Annotated in this window: 19 protein-coding genes and 1 riboswitch; of the genes, 9 read left to right on the forward strand and 10 right to left on the reverse strand. The window is 31.0% G+C overall.

Features of this window, described 5'->3' with window-relative positions; genetic code table 11:
* Positions 1-12 precede the first annotated feature (12 nt).
* The gene (locus B5D15_RS05110) at positions 13-2,475 is read right to left on the reverse strand and encodes a sugar phosphate nucleotidyltransferase (protein ID WP_078696046.1); all 2,463 of its coding nucleotides are present in this window, start codon (positions 2,473-2,475) and stop codon (positions 13-15) included.
* A 121-nt stretch (positions 2,476-2,596) separates the two neighbouring features.
* Positions 2,597-3,028 (reverse strand): DMT family transporter, encoded by a 432-nt coding sequence (locus B5D15_RS05115; RefSeq protein ID WP_078696149.1) that lies wholly within the window; start codon positions 3,026-3,028, stop codon positions 2,597-2,599.
* A 119-nt stretch (positions 3,029-3,147) separates the two neighbouring features.
* Between B5D15_RS05115 and B5D15_RS05120 the strand changes: the two genes are divergently transcribed.
* Positions 3,148-3,720 (forward strand): M15 family metallopeptidase, encoded by a 573-nt coding sequence (locus B5D15_RS05120; protein ID WP_078696047.1) that lies wholly within the window; start codon positions 3,148-3,150, stop codon positions 3,718-3,720.
* A 37-nt stretch (positions 3,721-3,757) separates the two neighbouring features.
* Here the strand turns inward: B5D15_RS05120 and B5D15_RS05125 are convergent, their stop codons facing one another.
* The 5 genes from B5D15_RS05125 to B5D15_RS05145 form a co-directional block, all read right to left on the reverse strand.
* The gene (locus B5D15_RS05125) at positions 3,758-3,934 is read right to left on the reverse strand and encodes a zinc-ribbon domain-containing protein (RefSeq protein ID WP_078696048.1); all 177 of its coding nucleotides are present in this window, start codon (positions 3,932-3,934) and stop codon (positions 3,758-3,760) included.
* 169 nt (positions 3,935-4,103) lie between these two features.
* Positions 4,104-5,138: a M42 family metallopeptidase gene (locus tag B5D15_RS05130; RefSeq protein WP_078696049.1), complete on the reverse strand. Its 1,035-nt coding sequence runs from the start codon at positions 5,136-5,138 to the stop codon at positions 4,104-4,106.
* A gap of 55 nt (positions 5,139-5,193) precedes the next feature.
* Entirely contained in the window at positions 5,194-5,445 is a 252-nt protein-coding gene (locus B5D15_RS05135) for a hypothetical protein (RefSeq protein ID WP_078696050.1), read from the reverse strand.
* Between the two features lie 9 nt (positions 5,446-5,454).
* Positions 5,455-6,672: a tyrosine--tRNA ligase gene (gene tyrS, locus B5D15_RS05140; RefSeq protein WP_078696051.1), complete on the reverse strand. Its 1,218-nt coding sequence runs from the start codon at positions 6,670-6,672 to the stop codon at positions 5,455-5,457.
* Positions 6,673-6,753: 81 nt separating this feature from the next.
* The gene (locus B5D15_RS05145; RefSeq protein ID WP_078696052.1) at positions 6,754-7,917 is read right to left on the reverse strand and encodes a cation diffusion facilitator family transporter; all 1,164 of its coding nucleotides are present in this window, start codon (positions 7,915-7,917) and stop codon (positions 6,754-6,756) included.
* A 136-nt stretch (positions 7,918-8,053) separates the two neighbouring features.
* Here B5D15_RS05145 and B5D15_RS05150 point away from each other — a divergent pair, with 136 nt between their 5' ends.
* From B5D15_RS05150 to B5D15_RS05170, 5 genes are all read left to right on the forward strand, one after another.
* The gene (locus tag B5D15_RS05150) at positions 8,054-8,563 is read left to right on the forward strand and encodes a flavin reductase family protein (RefSeq protein WP_078696053.1); all 510 of its coding nucleotides are present in this window, start codon (positions 8,054-8,056) and stop codon (positions 8,561-8,563) included.
* Positions 8,564-8,582: 19 nt separating this feature from the next.
* Positions 8,583-9,851 carry a D-serine ammonia-lyase gene (locus B5D15_RS05155; protein WP_078696054.1) on the forward strand — a complete coding sequence of 423 codons (1,269 nt, stop codon included), beginning with the start codon at positions 8,583-8,585 and terminating at the stop codon, positions 9,849-9,851.
* 49 nt (positions 9,852-9,900) lie between these two features.
* Positions 9,901-10,064: riboswitch (Lysine riboswitch) on the forward strand.
* A 63-nt stretch (positions 10,065-10,127) separates the two neighbouring features.
* A complete protein-coding gene (locus B5D15_RS05160) occupies positions 10,128-11,318 on the forward strand; it encodes an aspartate kinase (protein WP_078696055.1) in 1,191 nt (396 codons plus the stop codon).
* 75 nt (positions 11,319-11,393) lie between these two features.
* Positions 11,394-12,467, forward strand: coding sequence for a polysaccharide deacetylase family protein (locus tag B5D15_RS05165; protein WP_078696056.1), 1,074 nt, complete (start codon positions 11,394-11,396; stop codon positions 12,465-12,467).
* Positions 12,468-12,721: 254 nt separating this feature from the next.
* Positions 12,722-14,197 (forward strand): DUF445 family protein, encoded by a 1,476-nt coding sequence (locus B5D15_RS05170; RefSeq protein WP_078696057.1) that lies wholly within the window; start codon positions 12,722-12,724, stop codon positions 14,195-14,197.
* Positions 14,198-14,406: 209 nt separating this feature from the next.
* Here the strand turns inward: B5D15_RS05170 and B5D15_RS05175 are convergent, their stop codons facing one another.
* Positions 14,407-15,489 (reverse strand): C40 family peptidase, encoded by a 1,083-nt coding sequence (locus B5D15_RS05175; protein WP_078696058.1) that lies wholly within the window; start codon positions 15,487-15,489, stop codon positions 14,407-14,409.
* Between the two features lie 172 nt (positions 15,490-15,661).
* On the opposite strand from B5D15_RS05175, the gene B5D15_RS05180 reads away from it, so the two are divergent.
* The 3 genes from B5D15_RS05180 (at position 15,662) to B5D15_RS05190 (ending at position 20,680) form a co-directional block, all read left to right on the forward strand.
* Complete coding sequence (locus tag B5D15_RS05180; RefSeq protein WP_078696059.1) at positions 15,662-17,473, forward strand: sigma 54-interacting transcriptional regulator; 1,812 nt, start codon at positions 15,662-15,664, stop codon at positions 17,471-17,473.
* Between the two features lie 210 nt (positions 17,474-17,683).
* Positions 17,684-18,976 carry a diaminopimelate decarboxylase gene (gene lysA / locus B5D15_RS05185; protein ID WP_078696060.1) on the forward strand — a complete coding sequence of 431 codons (1,293 nt, stop codon included), beginning with the start codon at positions 17,684-17,686 and terminating at the stop codon, positions 18,974-18,976.
* 336 nt (positions 18,977-19,312) lie between these two features.
* Positions 19,313-20,680, forward strand: a complete 1,368-nt coding sequence (locus B5D15_RS05190) for an alanine/glycine:cation symporter family protein (RefSeq protein ID WP_078696061.1) — start codon at positions 19,313-19,315, stop codon at positions 20,678-20,680.
* A 24-nt stretch (positions 20,681-20,704) separates the two neighbouring features.
* Here the strand turns inward: B5D15_RS05190 and B5D15_RS05195 are convergent, their stop codons facing one another.
* Together B5D15_RS05195 and B5D15_RS05200 are read right to left on the reverse strand one after the other, a co-directional pair.
* The gene (locus tag B5D15_RS05195) at positions 20,705-21,739 is read right to left on the reverse strand and encodes a GerMN domain-containing protein (protein WP_078696062.1); all 1,035 of its coding nucleotides are present in this window, start codon (positions 21,737-21,739) and stop codon (positions 20,705-20,707) included.
* Positions 21,740-21,878: 139 nt separating this feature from the next.
* Entirely contained in the window at positions 21,879-22,922 is a 1,044-nt protein-coding gene (locus tag B5D15_RS05200; RefSeq protein WP_078696063.1) for a GerMN domain-containing protein, read from the reverse strand.
* Between the last annotated feature and the right edge of the window lie 54 nt (positions 22,923-22,976).

Genomic DNA, 22,976 nt, shown 5'->3' on the forward strand with positions numbered 1-22,976 from the left:
TCCTTTCCATATTTAGTCTTTCTTTTTTAAAAGCTCATTTATTCTATCAGCTACAATTGAAGAAAGTTCATGAGCATATTCCTCGCAATAACCTTCAGTATAAATGCTTAAAACTGGTCTTTCGTTATCAGGCAGAACAAGAGCCCAGCCTTTATCAGTATTTATTTTTATACCTTCAAATAATTCTATGCTGCGGTTTTTTGATTCTTCTATGAGCATCCTTATTACCCTTCCTCTTTCATCAAAATTGCATTGAATTTCTTTTTTACCCATATAAAAATCAGGAATTTCATCAACCAGTTCACTAAGGGATAATGAATTTTCAATGAGATAGTCTAATATTCTTGTGATTGCAGATATACCATCGTAATTTAGTATATACTGAAGCATACCGCCTTCATTTTTATCTATCTTAAGCATTTCATTCATTATGCTTGATGTAGAGAGTTTTGTTCTTACAACACATGCTCCATATTGCTTTGCAATATCTTCAATTGCAGTAGTTGTGTTATATGGAACAACAATTTTTTTTGTTTTAGAAGATTTTAAAGCAATGAGAGCTGAAAGTATTACATATTTTTCTTTGTTTAGAATTCTTCCGAGATTGTCGATTAAAGTTATAGCCTCGCCAGTAGAACTAATTACAGCGCCCATATCAATTTTTTTATCTTTAACAATACTTGAAAGGTAATTTATATAATTATCAATTGTTTTATAATTTTTTGCTAAATAGCTGCACTCAACCTCGCAGCCTAATTGTTCAAGCAAAGATAATGAAATTGACAAGACATTATCTGATGGAGAAGATATAATTATTTTTGGCCTTTTACTTTTGATTTCAATTAGATTTTTAATGCTGTTTAAACTATTTAAAATGTAAAGTGATGAAAAGTTTTCAACGCTTATAACTGGTTTTATTAAATTAGAGTTGCATCGTTGAAAATCTTCTCTAATAAATAGCTGTTCTATTTTTTTTTCAGTATTTCTATCTATATTTCCGCCGTTTTCATTAACAAATTCAAGATGTATTAAATCTTTATTTACAAAATCCGAACTTATATGAACTCCTCCTGAGGCATTATAAAATTTAACTGCAAAACGATTTATTGGGATTATTGCATTATTAATATTTATTGTTCCTACGCCGGCAGAGGATATACCAGAAAGAAGAGAATTCTTTAAAAGATTAGATGTATCAGAACTATCAGAGCTAACTATGATAGGAGCATCCTTTTTAATTACAGATGCAAAGGCGGAACCAATTAGTGATGTAAATTCAGGAGTTATTTCAACATTAAAACTCCCAGATATGTCACGGTTCCCAAATAAGGTTTTTGATGCCCTTGTTCCCCAAACGAGGTTTTTACTGATTATAGCGTCTTCCTTAATTTTCTTAAAGGGCCAAATTTTAATATCCGGTTTTACTGTTACTCTTTCTGATATGTAGCACTCATGACCTATTACAGAACCTTCAAATAGGTTTGAACTATCCAGTATTTCAACTTTATTGCATACAATAGTTCCTCTGCACTGAACGTTTTTTCCTATATGCGAGTTATTCCATATTATACTTCTTTTAAGGCTTGCATTTTCTTCTATAACACAGTTATCACCTATTATCGTAAAACTATCTAAAAGAACATTGTTTTTTATGGTGCAGTTATTACCAATTAATACTGGAGGGTTTAATACAGCTGTATTTGATATCACTGTATTTTTTCCAATTAACACATTAGGTGATACTTCATTATAATTTTTCTTTACATCAACAAGATTTTTAAGTATATCAAAATTTGTTTCCCTGTAGGAATATAAATCTCCTATATCACACCAATATCTGTTTGTAATATATCCATACATAGGTACATTGTCTTTTAAAAGTTTTGGGAAAAGATCCTTGCTGAAATCAAAAGCTTCGCCTTTTTTATAATAATTAAAAACATAGGGTTCTAATATGTATATACCGGTATTTACAGTGTCGCTGAAAACTTCTCCCCAACTTGGTTTTTCAAGAAACCTTAAAATTTTTCCATTATCATCAGTTATTACAATACCGTATTCAAGAGGTATAGATTCTTTTTTCAATATTAAAGTTGCAGCTGATTTTTTTTCTTTATGAAAATTTATTGCTTCGTTTATATCGATATCTGTTAAAGCATCACCGCTTATAACTATAAATGTATCGTCAAGAAAATCCTTTGCATTTAAAACACTTCCTCCTGTTCCAAGGGGGGTTTCTTCAATAAAATAATGAAGGTTGATTCCAAATTCCTCTCCGCATCCAAAATAGTCTGTTATCGAAGATGGAAGATAATAAAGTGTTGCTGCAATATCTTTTATATCATACTTATTTAACAGATTTATTATATGCTCCATAACAGGTTTATTTATTATAGGTACTAACGGCTTTGGTATGCCGCTTGTAATAGGCCTTAGTCTTGTTCCTTCACCGCCAGCCATTATAACTGCCTTCATGGATTTCACCTTCCTATATAACTTATGCCTTTAAATGGACTATGCTTAATCGAATAGTTGTTAAGAGAATTTTTAATGGGTATTAATTATTTTTCCCTAAAAAAACATAAATTATTAATGATTAGCCTTTCCATTTAAAGACAACGATGCCAATAATCATTATTATTACGCCGAGTATTTTTGTAAAATGAAAATTACATCTTTCAGTTCCAAACAGCCCACAGCAATCGATAATGGCAGCAGTGACAAGCTGAGTTATTAAAATAATAGAAACAGCATAGGCAGGACTTAGCATTTTCATTCCTTTCATTACGGTGAAAATTATAAAAACTCCTAACAGCCCTCCAGAAAGGTATAATTTATTGACTTCTCCGATTCTTTTAATGTTTCCGTCTTTAAAAAATAAAAAAACTAAAAGAGTAATTAAAAAACCTGTTCCTTGAACAATCATATTTATTGTCCAAAGTCCAATTTTTTCTCCTACTCTTGTATTGAATACGCCTTGTATACTCATTAGAGCACCAGCAATTGCTGCAAATATAATTCCAAGCATGTTTTTGCCCAATATATCACCTCATGAATTAGTTTAACCAACTTTTAATTAATATATTTTAAATGATGAAGTATAATTGTTTATAAAGATTAGTATTAGTAAAAGGGGAGGAATACATAATGATTTTAAATAAAATAAAAATGATAGATGGACTTATAAATGTTAGAGATATTGATGATTCTATTATTATTGATTTGAGATATGCAACTGAAAACAATTTTTTAAATAAAAAAATATATGATATACCGGTATGTGTTCTTCAACTTAATACAGCACTAAAACTTTCAAAGGCAAATTCCTTTGCTAAGGATTTAGGATATAGGCTGAAGGTTCTTGATGCCTATAGACCCCTTTCAGTTCAAAAGATTATGTGGGATATTATTAAAAACGAGGATTTTGTTGCCCCATACTGGAGAGGCTCAAATCATAATAGAGGTGCTGCAGTTGATGTAACTTTAACCTTTGAAAACGGTGATGAAATTCTTATGCCATCGGATTATGATGAATTTTCAGAAAGAGCATCGATAAATTATAAAGATGCCCCAACAATAGCAATAGAAAATAGAGAACTTCTTTCAATGATTATGATTAAAGCAGGATTTTTAAGAATTGAAAGTGAGTGGTGGCATTTTAATGACAGTGAATATGAAAAGTATGGATTATATGATATTAGCTTAGAAAAATTTATATAAAGTAAAAGCTCCCTATAAGGGAGCTTATTTTGCGTCATTACTTTCTGAATGATCTGTTTTCGTTGTTTCTTCTTTGCTGCTTTCTTGCTTTTCTGCATTCTGGGCATCTTAATGGTTCATTTTCAAAACCCTTTTCTTTGTAGAAAGCCTGTTCTCCTTCTGTAAATATGAATTCTTTTCCGCAGTCTTTGCATACTAATGTTTTGTCTGCCATTTTCAAAAACCTCCTAAATTTGGGATTAGGGATTTAACGACTCAAAGACTCATACTCCCAAATTGAGGAGGATGGGGTCTTGGCTGGTTAAATCTCTATTAATTTATACTAATTAATTTTAGCATAAAATTCATTTATTTTCAATTATATAGTAAAAAATTTATGCTTTTTAGCTAAGAATATAGCACAATAAAAGCTTTGAAGTATTTAATATAGCATCCTTATGTGTTCTTTCATAGCTGTGGGATGCAAATACACCAGGACCTATAAGACCTGTTTTTAAATCATATCCTGAGGATAGGGCAGTGCTCGCATCAGAACCATAGTGGGGGTAAATATCTACTTTATAATCAATGTTGTTTTGAATACATATATTAACAAGTTTTTTCCTAAGTTCATAATCATAGGGCCCATGAGAATCTTTAGCGCATATACATGCAGCATATTCGCTCGAATTTTGTCCTTCTCCAGGAGCGCCCATATCTACAGCAATAAATTCTACTGTGTTTTCAGGAATGGAAGAAGCGGCTCCGTGGCCAACTTCTTCGTAATTGCTGAAGAAAAAATTAGTTGTGTATGGTAAAGAAATGTTATTCTCTATGATGTATTTAATAACTCCAAGAATTATTCCTGCGCTTGCTTTATCATCAAGATGCCTTGATTTAATGAAGCCACTTTCAGTGACTATTGTTCTTGTATCGAAGAATATAAAATCTCCAACGTTAATGCCAAGTTTTTCGATATCCTCTTTGCATTTTACTTTTTCATCTATTATAATTTCCATATTTTCAATTTTTCTTTCGATTTGGCCTGCATCGCCATGTATATGAACAGAAGGCTTTACAGTAAGAATTGTACCTGAAAATCTTTTCCCTTCACATGTTTCTATTATGCAGTTTTCACCCTCAATAGAGTTTAAAATAAATCCGCCTATTTTATCAAAGGATATTCTTCCATTTTCTTTTATAGATTTTACCATGGCTCCAAGAGTATCCACATGGGCAGATATTGTTCTTTGATTTTTATTATCATTGCCTTCTATAGTTGCAATAAGGGCACCTTTGTTTGTAATTCTATAGTTTATGCCTGAATTTTTTATGCTTTCTTCTATATATTTTACTGCCTTCATTGCATATCCGCTTGGACTTGGAATGTTTGTAAGATCAACTATGCTTTTTATAATATAATCTAAGTATTTTTCCATTTTATCACCCCTGATAAATATAAATTTTTATTAACAGCAAAAAGGCAAAGAATTTTTATTTCTTTGCCTCAATTTTAAATTCAAAGCTCATATCTATGCCTCCAGCAGCTACCTTTTCTACAAGAAGCTGAAGTTCCTTTGGAGTATTTATTTTAGCATGAATTATAAAAGCTTTGGTATCAATATCTCCGTTTATGGATTTTGATTCAGTATAGTATTTTATGTTATTTTCCTTTAATTCTTCTTCAATCATGTCTATGTCTTCTTTATATGAAGAAATCATTGAAGCCTTAATATAATCAAACATAAAATCACCTTATTCTATTATTATCTGGTTATAAGTTTTTTTGCCTTTTCTAACAAGCATCTTTCCATCTTTAAACATACTTTCATCAGCAACAGCATCTATGTCAGTTATTTTTTCATCGTTTACATAAAGTCCTCCCTGCTTTATGAGACGCTTTGCTTCAGCCTTTGAAGGAACTATTGAAGTTTCGAAAAGTATATCAACAAGCTTTGAGCCTATAAGGCTTGATGATATTGTTGATGTTGGAACGTGCTCTAAATCTCCGCCTGAGCCGAATAAGGCTTCGGCAGCTTTTTTAGCCTTTTCAGCTTCATCCTTACCGTGTACTATTTTAGTTATTTCGTATGCAAGAACTTTTTTAGCTTCATTTATTTCTTTATCCTTTAGAGAACCAAGTCTTCTAACTTCATCCATAGGAAGGAAAGTTAAAAGTGCAAGGCATTTTTCTACATCTGCGTCATCAATATTTCTCCAGTATTGGTAAAAATCATAGGGAGATGTTTTTTCAGGGTCAAGCCATACTGCGCCTTTTTCTGTCTTACCCATCTTTTTACCTTCGCTTGTTGTAAGAAGAGTAAAGGTCATTCCAAAGGCAGGCTTAGATTCCTTTTTACGGATTAATTCGACTCCTGCAATAATATTAGACCATTGATCATCTCCTCCAAGCTGCATTACGCATCCATATCTTTTGTTAAGCTCAAGAAAATCGTAACCTTGCATTATCATGTAGTTGAACTCGAGGAAAGTCAATCCTCTCTCCATCCTTTGCTTCACAGATTCTGCTGTGAGCATCCTGTTAACTGAAAAGTGAACACCAATTTCCCTTAAGAACTCTATGTAATTCAAATTTAAGAGCCAGTCAGCATTATTAGCCATTATAGCCTTGCCATCAGAAAAATCTATGAATTTTTCCATCTGCTTTTTAAAGCATTCAGCATTATGATTAATTTCTTCCTTAGTCAGCATTTTCCTCATATCAGTTTTTCCAGTAGGATCTCCAACCATTGCTGTACCGCCGCCTAAAAGCGCAATAGGTCTGTGACCTGCCTTTTGCATATGCGACATTACCATAAGCTGAAGAAAGTGGCCAACGTGAAGGCTGTCAGCAGTAGGGTCAAATCCTATATAGAAAGTTACCTTTTCCTTATCAAGAATTTCTTTTATTTCATCCTCATGGGTTAGTTGTGCGATGAATCCTCTTTCCTTTAAAACATCAAAAACAGACATTAATAAAACCTCCTGTTGAGTTTAAATAATTATTTCAGTATATTTTACCAGATAATCTTAAAAGTTTCAAATATAGATTTTTCAAGGATTGTAGTTTCTGTCAATATGTATTTTTATATTATAATTAGTATGAGATTGAAGTATCTTTTCCCTTATAGAGTTTAGTAGTTTTTCTTCATCTCCCTTTTTCACGTTTTGAGAAACTACGATATCGAACAATAAATTTCTATAATCACCATCACCTATAATTCTAAAGTCATGCATGGATAATACATCGGGGAATTCCTTTAATATATTGGATATTTCATTTTTAATTTCATTAATCATTTGATTATCAACATTTACAGGATCCATATGTATAACAAGTAGAATATTTAGTTTTTTTGAGATTTCATTTTCAGCTTTGTCTATTATTTCGTGGGCTTCCATAACGGGTATATTTGATGGTATTTCAGCATGAATGGATGCCATATATTTGTTAGCACCATAGCTGTGGATTATAAGATCGTGGGTTCCAATAACTCCTTTGTAACTTAAAAGCTCTTCAATTATTGAATTAACAAGTTCAGGTTCTGGAGCCTCTCCAAGAAGAGGACTTATAGTATCTTTAGTAAGATTGTATCCTGCAAACAATATAAAAAGAGATACGACAAGCCCCATATAACCATCTATGGGTAAAGAAATATATTTTGATAGTAAAAGGGATAGAGCAACAGTTGATGTAATAATTACATCGCTGAAGCTGTCGAGTGAAGTTGCATTAAGAGTATTAGAGGATATATGAGAGTTTAGATTTTTATAAAAGCTCCCCAGCCAAAATTTAACACCGATAGATAAAATAAGGACTAAAAATGATGTTAATTCAAAGGTTAACCTTACAGGATGCAGTATTCTTCCGATTGAGTCTTTTACAAACTGAAGACCAACAAATAAAACCATAAAGGATACCACAAGGCCTGCAATATATTCTCCTCTTCCATGACCAAAGGGATGATCCTTATCAGCAGGTTTGTCGGCGATTTTAAAACCTATTATTGTAACTATTGATGAACCTGTATCAGAAAGGTTATTGAAGGCATCTGCGGTTATAGCAACGCTGTTTAAAATAGTTCCAATAATAAATTTTACTGCGAAAAGCAGAATATTTACCAAGATACCAACAATTCCTCCGAGGTAGCCGTATCTTTGTCTATCGTCTTTTTTAGATTCTGGTATGAATTTTTTTATAATATAGTTGCTCAGCATATAATCACTCCAATTTTTTATATTTGAAAAATTAATAAATATATTATAACATATTATTCAAAAAATACTAATTTAGACTTAATACTAAATAAAATGCTTATTTTGTAGTATAATCAATATAATAGGAGGTGTTATTTTGTATAAAGACGTAGATTTTTTTGAATATTCAAAGGAAATTTTAAACCAAATAGAGAGGGGAGCTTTTCTTACTGTAAAGCATGGTGAAAAAGTTAACACTATGACTATTGGCTGGGGAAGTTTAGGAAGTATATGGCATAAACCTATTTTTATTGTTTTAGTTCGAGGTTCAAGATATACCTATGAATTAATTGAAAATGCAGAGGATTTTACAGTAAGCTTCCCATTAAAAGGACAGCTTGAAGAAGAACTTGTTGCCTGTGGGACAAAATCAGGAAGAGATATAGATAAATTAAAAGAATTTAATATTAAAATAAGGGAAGGCGTTTTAGTAAAAACCCCAATAATAGACGATTGTGATTTGCACCTCGAATGCAGAATTATATATAAACAGTTTATGGATGAGAATAAACTTTCAGATGAATGGATTAAGCAGACATTCTATAATAAAGGAGATTATCATTATGTATATTATGGAGAAATATTAAAATCATACATGAAAGAATAAATGGATGGGGGATTAAAAAATGGATTATGAAAAAAGGATATTAGAAGAAGTATTATCCTTAAGACCTGTATTTTGGGAAAATAAAAGAAAGCAGGATATCAGCATACTAAATAATATGGAGCTTTCCTATGATGATATAGTTGATGCCAAAAAGAGATTAGAACGTTTTGCACCTTTAATTAAAAAGCTTTTCCCTGAAACAGAGGACGGAATAATAGAATCCCCATTGATAGAAATATGTGATATGAGGGAAGAAATAGAGAAAACATATAATAAAGAAATAAATGGAAGATTGTTTTTAAAATGTGACAGTCATTTAAAAGTTGCAGGTTCAATAAAAGCGAGGGGAGGCATATATGAAGTATTAAAGCATGCTGAAAGCCTTGCAATTAAGGAGAATCTTTTATCTTTAGATGATGACTATTCAAAGCTATCGGATGAAAAGTTTAAAAAGTTTTTTTCAAATTATAAAATATCAGTAGGTTCAACAGGAAACCTTGGACTTAGTATAGGTATAATATCAGCAGCTCTTGGGTTTAAAGTAACTGTTCATATGTCGAGGGATGCAAAGGAGTGGAAGAAAAGCCTTTTAAGACAAAAAGGAGCAGTTGTAATAGAACATAGCGAAGACTACAGTAAGGCTGTAGAAAAAGGAAGGGAAGAATGCTTAAAGGATAAGAGAGCGTATTTTATTGATGATGAGAATTCAAAGGATTTGTTTTTAGGCTACAGTGTAGCAGCACTTAGACTTTTCAATCAGTTGAAAAAAGAAGGAATTTCAATAGATGATAAACATCAGCTTTATGTATATCTTCCCTGCGGTGTAGGGGGTGCGCCAGGAGGCATTACTTTTGGATTGAAGCATATTTTTAAAGATAATGTACACTGCTATTTTGTTGAGCCTACCCATTCACCATGTATGCTTTTAGGACTATTAACTGGTAAACATAGCAATATTCATGTTAAAGATTTTGGAATAGATAATATAACAGAAGCGGATGGTCTTGCAGTAGGTTCACCTTCAAAACTTGTATGTGAAATTGCAGATAAACTTATTGATGGTATTTATACTATAGAAGATGATGAACTTTTTAAACTTCTATTTTTAATAAATCAATCAGAAAAAATAAAGATTGAGCCTTCTGCAGCAGCAGGGCTTTTAGGCCCTGCAATGGTAGATTCTGATGAGAACGCAATTCATATAGCATGGGCAACAGGGGGACTATTTGTTCCTGAAGACTTATATTCTGATATGATTCAAAAAGGAAAGAAATTTTTGAATAAATAGTACTTGTAATGTATAAATATATATGTTAAAATCTCAATAATAAAATGAAACCTCAAGTAGAGGTGCTGCAATTAATAGTAATCTGTGGAGCTGGCTGCAAAGAAGCAGATGAAAGGAATTGTGGCCGAAGGGGATGGGAGCCGGACCATCTTGCCTGGCATTATGCAGAATATGCATAATGCTGTCACCAAAAGGTGGAGAGCTACAGGGGTTGTTTAAGTGCATTTATGCAGCTTAGGCAAGACCTAGCTGCTTATTTTTTTCAGGAGGTGTATTATGAGTACTATAGTACAAAAGTATGGAGGCAGTTCAGTATCAACGATTGAAAAGATAAAAAAAGTTGCAGATTGCGTAATTGAAAAGAGAAAACAGAATCATAAGGTTGTAGTAGTTGTTTCAGCAATGGGGGATACAACAGATGATTTAATATCTATGGCAAGGCATATTTCAGACCACCCAGATAAAAGAGAACTTGATGCATTATTATCCACAGGAGAAATGGTTTCAAGTTCGCTTCTTGCAATGGCAATTATTGAAAAAGGTTTTCAGGCGGTATCTTATAATGCTTTCCAGATTAAGCTCAAAACCGATGGAACATACGGAAAATCTTTAATCAAGGAAATTGATACTGGACTTATTGAAAAATCTCTTAATGAGGGGAAAATAGTTGTTGTTGCAGGGTTTCAGGGTATTTCCTATGAAGGCGATTTAACAACCCTTGGAAGGGGAGGCTCGGATACCACTGCAGTTGCATTAGCCGTAAAGCTCGATGGAATTTGTGAAATTTATACGGATGTGGACGGAATATATAGCGTTGATCCAAGATTATACAGTGATGCAAAAAAACTTGATAAAATCAGCTATGAAGAGATGCTTGAGCTATCAAGCCTTGGTGCTCAGGTAATGCATTCCCGCTCCGTAGAACTTGGGCAAAAATATTCAATTCCAATATATGTTGGATTAAGCTGCAGCGATATAAAAGGAACTTATATAATGGAGGTAAATGATATGGAAAGTAAACCAATAACAGGAATAGCAGTTTCGGATGATGATATTGCAATAACCATAAAAGATGTTAAATACGATATAAATCTTTTATCCTTGATATTTGAAACTATTGCAGAAAGAAAAATAAATGTAGATATGATAAGCCAGACTTCACCAATCAATGGATTTGTAAATATTTCCTTTACAATACCTAAAAATGATAAAGATGAATGTATTGATGTTTTAAAAGGGTTTGGATATAACAGTTTAGCTGTTGATGAGAATATCACGAAATTTTCTGTTGTGGGAATAGGCATGAAAACCACATCAGGAGTTGCGGCAAGGCTTTTTAAGATATTTTCAAACAATAAGATAGAGGTAAAAATGATTACAACTTCTGAAATAAGAATTACCTGTGCAATTAATAATGATGAAAAATTAAAGGCTGTTCAGCTTATAGCGAAGGAGTTTAATCTATAATTTTGTAGAAATATTAATAATAGTGCTGAAAAGTGATATAATATAGTTGCAGTAAGATTTATGGGAGGATAATAAATGATTAATAATTTAACAAAAGCAGCAGCAATAATTATATTATCAGCACTATTAACAGCCTGTTCGATAAATACTGAGGCTAAAACAGCAAATCAAGTAAAACAAGAGGAAAGTAATATTCAAAATATATCCCAGAATGTGGCTGAAAAGATTGAGGACAAGCCTGATAACAGTTCAATAATACCTAATGAAGCAGGAAAGATTATGATACTTATGTATCATGATATTGGGCAAAGGGAAGGAGAATGGGTAAGAACTCCTGAAAATTTCAGAAAGGACCTTCAAACTCTTTATGATAAGGGTTATAGATTAATAAGCGTAAAGGATTATATTAATGGAAATATAAATGTTCCTAAGGGAACAACTCCAGTTATTATTACCTTTGACGATGGCACATTAGGACAGTTTAATATGATAAAAACAAATGAAGGCTATACAGTAGATCCGAACTGTGCAGTGGGAATACTTGAAGATTTTAATAAGAAACATCCTGATTTTGGACAGAAGGCTACCTTTTATGTGTATTATCCTGTTCCCTTCAGACAAAAGGACTTAATAGATTTGAAGTTTAAACATTTAACAAATGATGGAATGGATATTGGAAATCATACCTTCAGCCATGAGAATTTAAGGAATCTCAGCAAAGAGGATATACAAAAGGCTTTAGGTAAAAATGTTCTTGAAACTAAAAAGTATCTGCCTGACTATGAGGTGGACAGCCTTGCCCTTCCCTATGGAATAAAACCAAAGCTTGAAAATTTGAAACAGTATGTTGTCAGGGGAGAATATTCAGATATAAAATATGAAAATAAAGCAGTACTTCTTGTGGGTTCTAATCCTGCATATCCAATTTATAGTACAAAAACTAAAACAGATGCTATACCAAGAATCAGGGCAAGCGAGATGAATACTTCAGGTACAGGACTTTATGACTGGTTAGAATATTTTGATAAGCACCCGAAGGAGAGATACATTAGCGACGGCGATGTGAATACTATAAGCATCCCTATTGATAAAGAGAAGGAAATAAATAAAGATAAACTTAATAGTAAAGAAGTCATTTTAATAAAATAGTTTATTTAAAATATATAAGCCCTTAATACTGGCAAAATCAATATAAAGTTTTTTACAAGGGAAAATATTGATTATGCAGTATTAGGGGTTTGTAGTTTCTTATAAATAAATCATAAAATATGATTTAAAAAAATTATTGTCATATAGATGCTTATAATATAAATTTTTTGTAAAAATATGAATTATGCTTTTTTATATTGATTTTTTGTTTTATAATTTTAATGGTAAATTCAACTTAGGAAGAGGTGCTTGAATTGAAGTTTATTATTCCAGCTTTAGTTGGCGCATTAATAGGTTACATAACTAATTATCTTGCAATTAAAATGCTCTTTAGGCCCTATGAGGAGGTTAAAATCTTAGGATTCAAAATTCCATTTACACCCGGTCTTATACCTAAAGAAAAAAACAGGATAGCTAAAAGCGTTGGGGAAGCAGTAGGAGTACATCTTTTAACTTCTGATACTATAGTGGAAACTCTGTTCAGCGAAAGAGTAAATGATGAAATTAAAAGTTATATAGAAAAAAAACTATTATTTATTAAGCAAAGTAATAAAAAAATAAAAGATGTATTGGGAAAATACAATGTTAAATGTGAAAATATTAAATTTAGCATAAGTAAAAGATTATCAGAATTTATTTTAAAAACAATAAAGAAAAATTATACAAGGGATAAAATAGGTTTTCTGGTTGAGAATTTTATTGTAAATAAATTTGATTATATAATTAACAGTTCATTTTTTGACAAAGCACTTACTAATATAAATATAATAATTGAAAAAGCAATAGATAAATCCAAAAATTATTTAAAATTTAAAGCAGTGCAATGGACAAACGGTCTAAAAAATGATGAAAGAATGGTAATACAAATAATACCATCAGATATAATAAACAATATAAAAATACTTATTTCCCAAAACAGTGATAAACAGGCTGAATTTTTAATTGATATAATAAGCAGACAGGATACAAGAGAAGAAATTAAAAAAAATATATCATCTATTATTGAACAGAATTTTGGGAAATTTGTTACTATGCTTATATCTGCTGATTATGTATCAGAAAAGATACTTTTATCCATTGAAAGTTTTTTAAGAGATACAAAGAATCATTCAAAAATTTCAGATTTAATTTTAGATGCTTTTGATAAAGTTCTTGAAATAAAAATATCTAATTTAATGTCCTTTGTTTCTGATGAAACTAATATTAAATTGGTAGATGAAGTAGTAGAAAAAATATCAGATTTTGCTTTAAACGAGGAAAGTAAAAATGTAATAAAAGAAACTTTAAGAGAAATTATTGCTTCAAATAAACAAGAAATAGGTACAGGGTTTAAAGATGCTATATGCGATATTATAGAAAGGCAGATAGAATCCTTGGAATTTGAAAATTTATTGAATAAATTAACTGTATATATAGTAGATTACATTTTTAATATTTCATTATCGGATTTATTCGCAGATGTAAATATAAGCATGATAAGTAAGTTTACTGACTTTTTAAGGGAGAATTTTGGAGAATTTATAAAAGATAAGGCAGCCACCATTGTAGAACTTATTGATATTCCATCTATGGTGGAGAGCAGAATAAACAGTTTTGATGCACAGTTTGCTGAAAAGGTAATTATTGAGGTTGCCAATAAGGAGCTTAAGGCGATAACGTGGCTTGGAGCGCTTCTTGGAGGTATAATGGGGATTTTGACGCCGTTTTTAAATTCTTTGATTAATAAATAAAATAAAGCTCATAAAACTGCACAGCCAATCTTTTCCGTTTATTTAGAAACTCTAAGACTTGCTTCCTTGAAAATTAAGAACTTTTGGAACTCGCTACGCTCAAACAACCAAAAGTTCTAAAATTTTCAGCGTCAGCTTCGTCAAGAGTTTCTAAAATTCACTTTATATTGGCCTTAGCAGTATTATGAGCTCAGCCTTATTATATGGTTTTATGGTATTCTCCTTGCACGGTTATAGTCGCTTCTGTTAAGAGGAGATATTTTAATAACGTCGCCGGTTCTTGGAGCATGAATGAAGCAGTTGTCTCCAACATAAATTCCAACATGATGGATAGGATTACCAAAGAATACAAGATCCCCTGGCCTTAATTCATTTCTTGAAACTGGTATACCTTGGGTTGCCTGATCCCGCGATACTCTGTATAAATTTTTCCCAAAATGAGCAAAAACATATCTTGTAAAACCAGAACAATCGAAACCATTTGGAGTCTCTCCGCCCCATACATATTTTACACCAAGGAATTTCATAGCATAGGCAACTACTGCTTCACCGCTGTAGCTTGCGGTGCTTTTATTAGCATATTTTTTTTTCAATTCTGCTATCTGTTTTTTAGTAGCTTCTATATCCTTTTGATACTGAGCAATTCTTGCAGCATAGTATCTTCTTTTTTGCTCAAGCTGAGCTATAAGTCTTTGCTGTTCATCTTTTTTAGCGTTTAAAGATTGGAGCTTATTTTGATTTTCTGCTTTTAATTCAGCGAGCTTATTTTTTTCATTAACGAGTTTTTCTTTTTCTATTACAATTTTTTCCTTTTTGTTTTTTAAATCGTTTATAAGATTGTTATCATAGACAACGATTTTTTTTATCATATCATATCGGGCAAGAAAATCGCTAAGGTTTTTTGAAGATAGAAGTATATATAAATAGCCCAAGTTGCCATTCATATAAAGAACTCTCATTCTTTGGTTAAATATCTGCTGCTCTTTTTCTATATCCTTTTGCGCATTCTTTATATTTTTTTCGGCAATTGAAATGTTTTTCTTTGTTTCATTTATTTTATTATTTAAATCACTTATCTGATTTAAAATATCTTCAATTTGACCGTCTAATATTTCAATGCTGCTTTCCATTTGATCCATTTGACGTAAAATATCATTGTATGTATTTCTGCTTTGCTGAAGCTGCCTTTGCTGAGTTTTTAATCTATTTGAAAGCGGATCAGCTATTGCTGTTGTTGATAAAAAAACAGACAATGTTAATCCAACAATAAAAGTTATATGAATTTTCTTCAAGCTTGTCCCATCCCTTCAGAAAAAAATATTATGTATAAAAAATCATAAACATGTCGTATAATTATATAAAATATTATAACATTACTATATAATAAAATCAAAATAGCAAATTTTGGTTTAATATGATAAATTAAAACTAACAAAGGTTAAAATTTATTTTTGGTGGTGTATTATGTTAAATGAATTACAAAGATGCGAAATTATAGAAAAGATTCCTGTGGGAGTTATTGTAGTAGATACTGAGAAAAAAATAATTGAGATAAACAGAAAGGCAAAGGATATATTTGGAATTAAATACAGAATTGATTTAGGACATGATGAAGGGAAAATAGAAGAGGGAGATATAGTTATTATTGGAGACAACTCTATTGGACTTGATGATGGAGGAATTGATAATAATGATTTTAAAAGCTTAGGGATAAAAGAGAAAATAAAAAAAGGTTCTGCTTTTGTTTACATAGGAAAATATAAAATTGGAGGAGAATATAAATGTAAAGATGTACAAAGCAGAGAAATTTTAAGCTTAGAAAAATATATTTCAGGTAAACAATGTAAAGTGGAAATAGATTTTTTAAGTAAGATGATAAATATTAAAGTTGATGAAAAACAATTTCCATATAAATATATTAAAGGAATTGGACATGTTGTTATTTTAGATAGAAAGAGTGGAAACATAAAATTTTATCAAAGCAAAGGATACAGCGTGAGGAAAGAAGATTTAAAAAGCATTTTAAACGGTAAAACTTTTATGAAAAAGTTTTCAGGTTTAGATATGGAAACTGATGTTATTGGAGAAAAAATAATAGATGTTTTAGGAACTTCAGCAGGAATTCAAACTTTAATAAAGGCTGTCGAAGGGAATGAAACGAATTTTGTTAATGAATATGATGAAATAAATGGAAGACCAGTGAGATGCAGTGTATATCAGATTAAGAAAAAGAATAAAATTGATGGTGCATTCATATTGGTTGAAGATTTATCAGAAATAAATAAAATAATAAATGAAAAGGAAGAAATACTAAAAAAGCTTCTTGAGATTGAAGATACGGTATATAATCCCTTTGATTCTATTATTGGCGAGAGCAAAATAATACAGGAATTAAAATGTTATGCCAAAAAAGCGGCACTTTCTAATTCTACTATTCTTCTTCTTGGAGAGAGTGGTACCGGTAAAAGTAAGCTCGCCCGTGCGATTCATGAATATAGCGATAGAAAAGAAAAGAGATTTGTTGAATTGAATTGTGGTGCTTTATCAGAAAATTTACTTGAAAGCGAGCTTTTTGGTTATGAAAAAGGAGCATTTACTGGAGCGAGAAAGGAAGGTAAAAAGGGATTAATTGAAAGTGCACAGGGTGGAACTCTTTTTCTTGATGAAATATCCGAAATGCCTTTGAATTTGCAGGTAAAACTGCTCCATGTTATTCAAAATAAAAAGTTTCTTCCTGTTGGTTCTATTGAACCTAAAGATATTGATGTAAGGTTTATATGCGCTTCAAACAGAGACTTAAAAAAGATGGTAGAGAATGGAGAGTTTAGAGAGGATTTATATTATAGAATAAATGTTATTCCAATACTAATCCCTCCACTAAGAAGCAGAAAGGAAGATTTATATCTATTAACTGAATCTTTAATAAGAGAAATAACAAAAAAAGAGAACATGGATTATAAAGTTTTGTCAGATGAAGCCTTTAATAAATTATATTCTTATGATTTCCCAGGAAATGTAAGAGAGCTTGAGAATATTTTGGAAAGAGCAGTTAACATTTGCGAAGGAAATACAATTACTGATAAGGAAATTATGCTCAATTATGATAAAAGTATTTCAACAAAAACCTTAAAAGAAATACTTGAGGATGCAGAAAAAAAAGCAATAGTAAACTGCTTAAAAAAATACGATGGTGATAAAAATATGGCTATGAAGGCTCTTGATATTAAAAAGACATCTTTTTATGAAAAAATAAAAAAATATGGAATCAAACTATAGTTCATAAATACGGAATACTATCCGCAAAAACGGAATCAAAATTCTATTATAATAAGGAATGATAATAGAATTTTGATTCCGTTTTTGCGGATAAAAAGTGTACATTGAATAGTAAAGCCCTATTATGCTGATTGAAAATTCTTCAGTATAATAGGGCTTTGTTTGGCATAGTATTTGCAGTAATAAAAATAAAAAACTTTGGAGGAAGCTATGTTAGGATACGATTTTATAGATTATAATGAAAAGGGAAATCTTACTATATCAGGATGCGACTGTGTAGAACTTGCAAAAAAATATGGAACCCCTCTTTATGTTATGAGTGAAGATGAGATAAGGAGAAGATGTAGAGAAATCAGAGAAAATCATATTGAAAAATATAATGGTTTTGCAGTTTATGCGAGCAAAGCTTTCTTAAATAAGGAGATGTGCAGAATTATAAAAAGCGAGGGGTTAGGACTTGATGTGGTTTCAGGAGGAGAGATATATACTGCTTATTCTGCTGAATTTCCAATGGATAAGGTTATTTTCCACGGAAACAATAAGACGATGGAAGAACTTGAGATGGCAATTAAGTATGGAGTTGGAAGAATAGTAGTAGACAATTTTTATGAAATAGACTGCCTTGAGGAACTATTAAGCGTTGAAGATAGAAAAATAGATGTTCTTATAAGGATTACACCAGGGATTGATGGTCATACTCATGAATTTATTAAGACAGGACAAGTTGATTCTAAATTCGGTTTTTCTATTTTTGATGATAGTGCAGACAGAGCTTTTCAAAGGTTATTAAATCTTAAAAATATTAATATAAAAGGATTCCATTCACATATAGGTTCACAGCTTCAAGAAAATGAAATATACAAAAAAGAAATTGAAGTTTTGGCTTCATATGTTAAAAAGATTAAAGATTTATATAACTTTGAGGTTGATGAATTAAATGTAGGAGGAGGGTTTGGAATATACTATGTTGAAGGCGATATAAGGAGGAACATATCGTTCTTTACTGATGTTATAAACGAAACAGTAATATCAGAATTTAATAGATTAAACCTTAAAAAGCCTCTTGTCATAATAGAACCTGGGAGATGGATTGTTGGGGAGGCAGGAATAACTCTATACACAATAGGATGCATAAAGGAGATTAAAGGTGTTCGAAAATATGTAAGTGTAGATGGAGGAATGGCAGATAATCCAAGACCACCCTTATATGATGCACAATATACTGCTGTTTTAGCAAATAAAATAAATAGAAACGATGAAGAAATAGTTACTATAGCAGGAAAGTGCTGTGAATCTGGAGATATACTTATAAAGGATATTAAGCTTCAAAAGGTTGAAAGCAAAGATATATTAGCAGTACTGAGCACAGGCGCATATAATTACTCGATGGCAAGCAATTATAATAGAATGAGAAAGCCAGCTGTAGTGATGGTTTTTAGCGGCAAAGACAGGGTGATTGTAAAAAGAGAAAGTTATGAAGATTTGATTAGATATGATGTTTAAAAAACAGATTTAAAAGCAGGGCAAAGCCCTGTTTTTTAAATTTTGTTAACATGTTAAATTATGGAATAAAAAAATTGAAGTATGTTAAGAAAATATCGCCAATTTTAAGAAAATTTCTAAAATACATTTACGAGCCTTATTATATTAATAGAAAAAAATTGCATAAATATACAGAAAAATTATATGGAATAACATAATATTCCATACATAGAAAATTTGAGAATGTAATAAATACAAGGATATGTTAAACTATTAGCAATTGCAAAACAATTCAAAACATATTATAATAATTTATGCTATATTATATTTATTCTATTTAAAGGAGGAGCTTTGTTTATGGAATCATTTGCAAAAATCATTTCAACAATCGACGGCTTTATATGGGGATGGCCGCTGCTTATTATGCTTCTTGGTACACACATATTCTTAACCTTTAGATTAAGGTTTATACAAAGGTATATCGGAAAGGCAATCAAGCTTTCAGTAACAAAGGATGATTATGGTTCAGGGGATGTAAGTCAGTTTAGTGCTCTTGCAACAGCTCTTGCTGCAACAATTGGAACAGGAAATATAGTTGGTGTTGCAACGGCAGTAGCATTAGGGGGACCTGGTGCAGTGCTTTGGACATGGCTTACAGGTGTATTTGGAATAGCAACAAAATATGCCGAAGGACTTTTAGCAGTTAAGTATAGAGTAAAAACCTCCGATGGCACTATGGCAGGAGGGCCTATGTATGTTCTTGAATACGGTATGAAAAAGAAGTGGCTTGGAGTATTATTTGCATTGTTTGCAAGTTTAGCAGCCTTTGGAATAGGATGTATGGTACAAGCTAACTCAATAGCTGTTATGGTAAATGAAACTTTTAAAATACCAACTTATATAACAGGTATTATAATGGCTGTATTAACTGCAGTAGTAATACTTGGAGGTATAAAGAATATAGCAAAGGTATGCGATATCCTTGTTCCATTCATGGCAGGGTTCTATGTTTTAGGATGCATTATACTTCTTATTATGGGTTATAAAACAATTCCAGCGACAATTGCGCTTATCTTTAAGTCAGCATTTACTGGACAGGCAGCCTTTGGAGGTTTTGCAGGTTCAACGCTTATGATGGCTATGAGATATGGTGTGTCAAGAGGACTTTTCTCGAATGAATCAGGTCTTGGAAGTGCTCCTATAGTTGCAGCAGCAGCACAGACAAGAAATCCTGTAAAACAGGCTCTTGTATCTGCAACAGGAACTTTCTGGGATACAGTGGTTGTATGCGCTATGACAGGTATAGTTCTTGTTAATTCAGGTAAATGGGCAGAAGGATTAAAAGGTGCAGCACTTACAAAAGCAGCATTCTCTCAGATACCTGTTGTTGGACCAATAGTTCTTACAATTGGACTTTTAACCTTCGTATTTTCAACAATACTAGGATGGTCATATTATGGTGAAAAATCAATAGAATATCTGCTTGGTAAAAAGGCAATACTTCCATATAGAGTATTATGGGTAATATTTGTATATTTAGGCTCAGTATTCTCACTTGGTTTAGTATGGGATTTATCAGATCTTGCAAATGGACTTATGGCACTGCCTAACCTTATAGCTTTAATAGCTCTGAGTGGGGTTATAGTTAGTGAAACTAAAAAGTATTTATGGGATGATAACCTTGAGGCTATTTCAGAAGAGTCAATACCAATAAGAGAAAAATAAAATAGGCACCCTTTTGGGTGCTTTTTATTTATATTCTTTTATATTTTTATAATCTACATAATAAATATTGCTGTTATTTGTTATAAAACAGCTTGAAATAAAAGTATTTCCTTCTATTGTTATGCATATCTTATCAGTATTAAAATAGTCTCCAAGAGTATTAATTATACTTTGTAATATTATTTTTTCATATAGAGCATTAAGCTTAAGCCAATTTAGAAAATCCTTTGAGAAGTCAACATAAACTGTATGTTCAGGATAATTAAAATAAAGTTTATTTATTTTGGTGTCGTCAGAAATTAGGTTTAAAGTATTAAAGGGAGCACTTTTAAAATTCTTTTCAATTATATCCTTTAATAAATCATTTGTCTTAAAGTATTCTTTGTTTTTTATATATATAATATTGCTGCTGTTATCAGGATAATAGAATTTTATTATTTGTATAAGCTTTGAACTGTTTTCTACTTTATCTATTACTGTTTCTGATATTGAGTTGTTATCTTTATATATTGTTTTTATTGGTCCAAAACCTAAGGCATAATAATCTATTTTTGTAGAGTCTTTAGATTTAGTAGTGACTTCGAGACATTTAAATCTGCCTATGGGAGTTTCAACATCCATATCTATACCTGAAATAAACCTTTTGCTTCCATTAGGCAAAGTCCAGCTGTTACCTAATTTTATAGGTTCTTTTAGTAATATTTCAGGCTCTTTGTTTACATAAGATGTTAAATCGTCAATATAATTAAATTCATCCCTTAAAGTTAATAATTTAAGTTCCCCATTATCGGATTCAATTACCTGACCTGTTACAGTTGAAGGAGTCACGATTCTAAGCTGAATTCTATTTCCTTTTATATAATCAATATAAACTGTTCTGCTGCTATAGTTATTTCCCAAGCTTTGATAGGATATTTTAAAGTTGCCTTTAAAAGTGAAAAAGTCGCTTATTTTATAATTTGAATTTTTATCTTTATATTTCGTTTCAATTGAAGAGGGCGAACATGAAGAAAAAAACAATAAGCAAATTAAAGATAAAAAAACAAGAAATCTTCTCACAATATCCCTCCCTTTATGTTATTAACAATATTATACAATAATATGGAAGGAATTAACATACATATATTTGTATTCATATAAACAAAATAATAATTTAAATTTTATTAATTCATTTAAAATATAATTATATTAAAGTGTTCTATTGATATTCTTTAACATTTTTATAATCGACGAAGAAGGGTTCTCCTTCTTTAACTTCAAAATGACCTGAAGAATATGGAATGCCGTCAAGTGTTATATATACCTTATCAACATTGTAATGATCACCTAAAGTGTTGGTTACGCTTTGAAGTATAAGGCTTTCCAAAGAAGAACCTGCGTTCATTTCAGAAACAAATTCCTTTGAAAAATCCACATAAACTTTATTTTCGGCTCTATTTAAGTATAGGCTGTTTATTTTAGTACTGCTGCTCATCAATTTAAAGTTTCCCTTAGGAGATTTTTTAAAGTACTTTTCAAATACATCTTTTAAATTATCGTTTGTTTTAAAAACAATTTTTTCCTTCATAAAAATCGTTCTATCATTATTAAAATCAGGATAGTAGAATTTGATAGTCTGATTTACTAAAGCATCTTTTTCAACCTTTGACAAATTTGTTTCTACAGTAAAATCCTTTGATTTGTAAAGAGTTTTAACATGACCTATATTTTGTACATAATAATCATAGGTTGTTGAATCAGGATATTCTGTTGTAACTTCTAAAGCTTTGAATTTTCCGTAGGGAACTTGAATGTCAACATCGGTATTTGAAATATATCTTTTATAACCATTGGGTAAGGTCCAGCTTGTTCCTTTTTTGAGAGGCTCTTTTAATAGTATTTCTGGATTACTATTATCATAGGATGTCAAATCATCACGGTTATAGAATTCTTCAACAGAAGCAATTAACCTTAATTCTCCATCTTTGTTTTCAATAACCTGACCAATAATAGTTCCTGGGTTCAAAACTCTTAGTTGAACTCTATTACCTTTAATATAATCAATATATGTTTCCTTCTCAGCATATTCATTTCCTATACCTTCATATTTCATCCTTATGTTTGGAGTAAAAGGAAAATAATCACTAATTTTAGGAGTAATTTCTTGAGATGGTTCATTAGAAATATTGTTTTGTTTATAAGGAACATTAGAACAGGAAGTCAATGAAAGTGTTAATAAAATTATAATAAATATTCTTTTCATTTTTACCTCCTTTTTACCGCTGTACTGCGATAAAAAATATAATAGTGTTTTAAA

The organism is Caloramator quimbayensis, assembly GCF_900167605.1.
Lineage (GTDB): Bacteria > Bacillota > Clostridia > Clostridiales > Caloramatoraceae > Caloramator_B > Caloramator_B quimbayensis.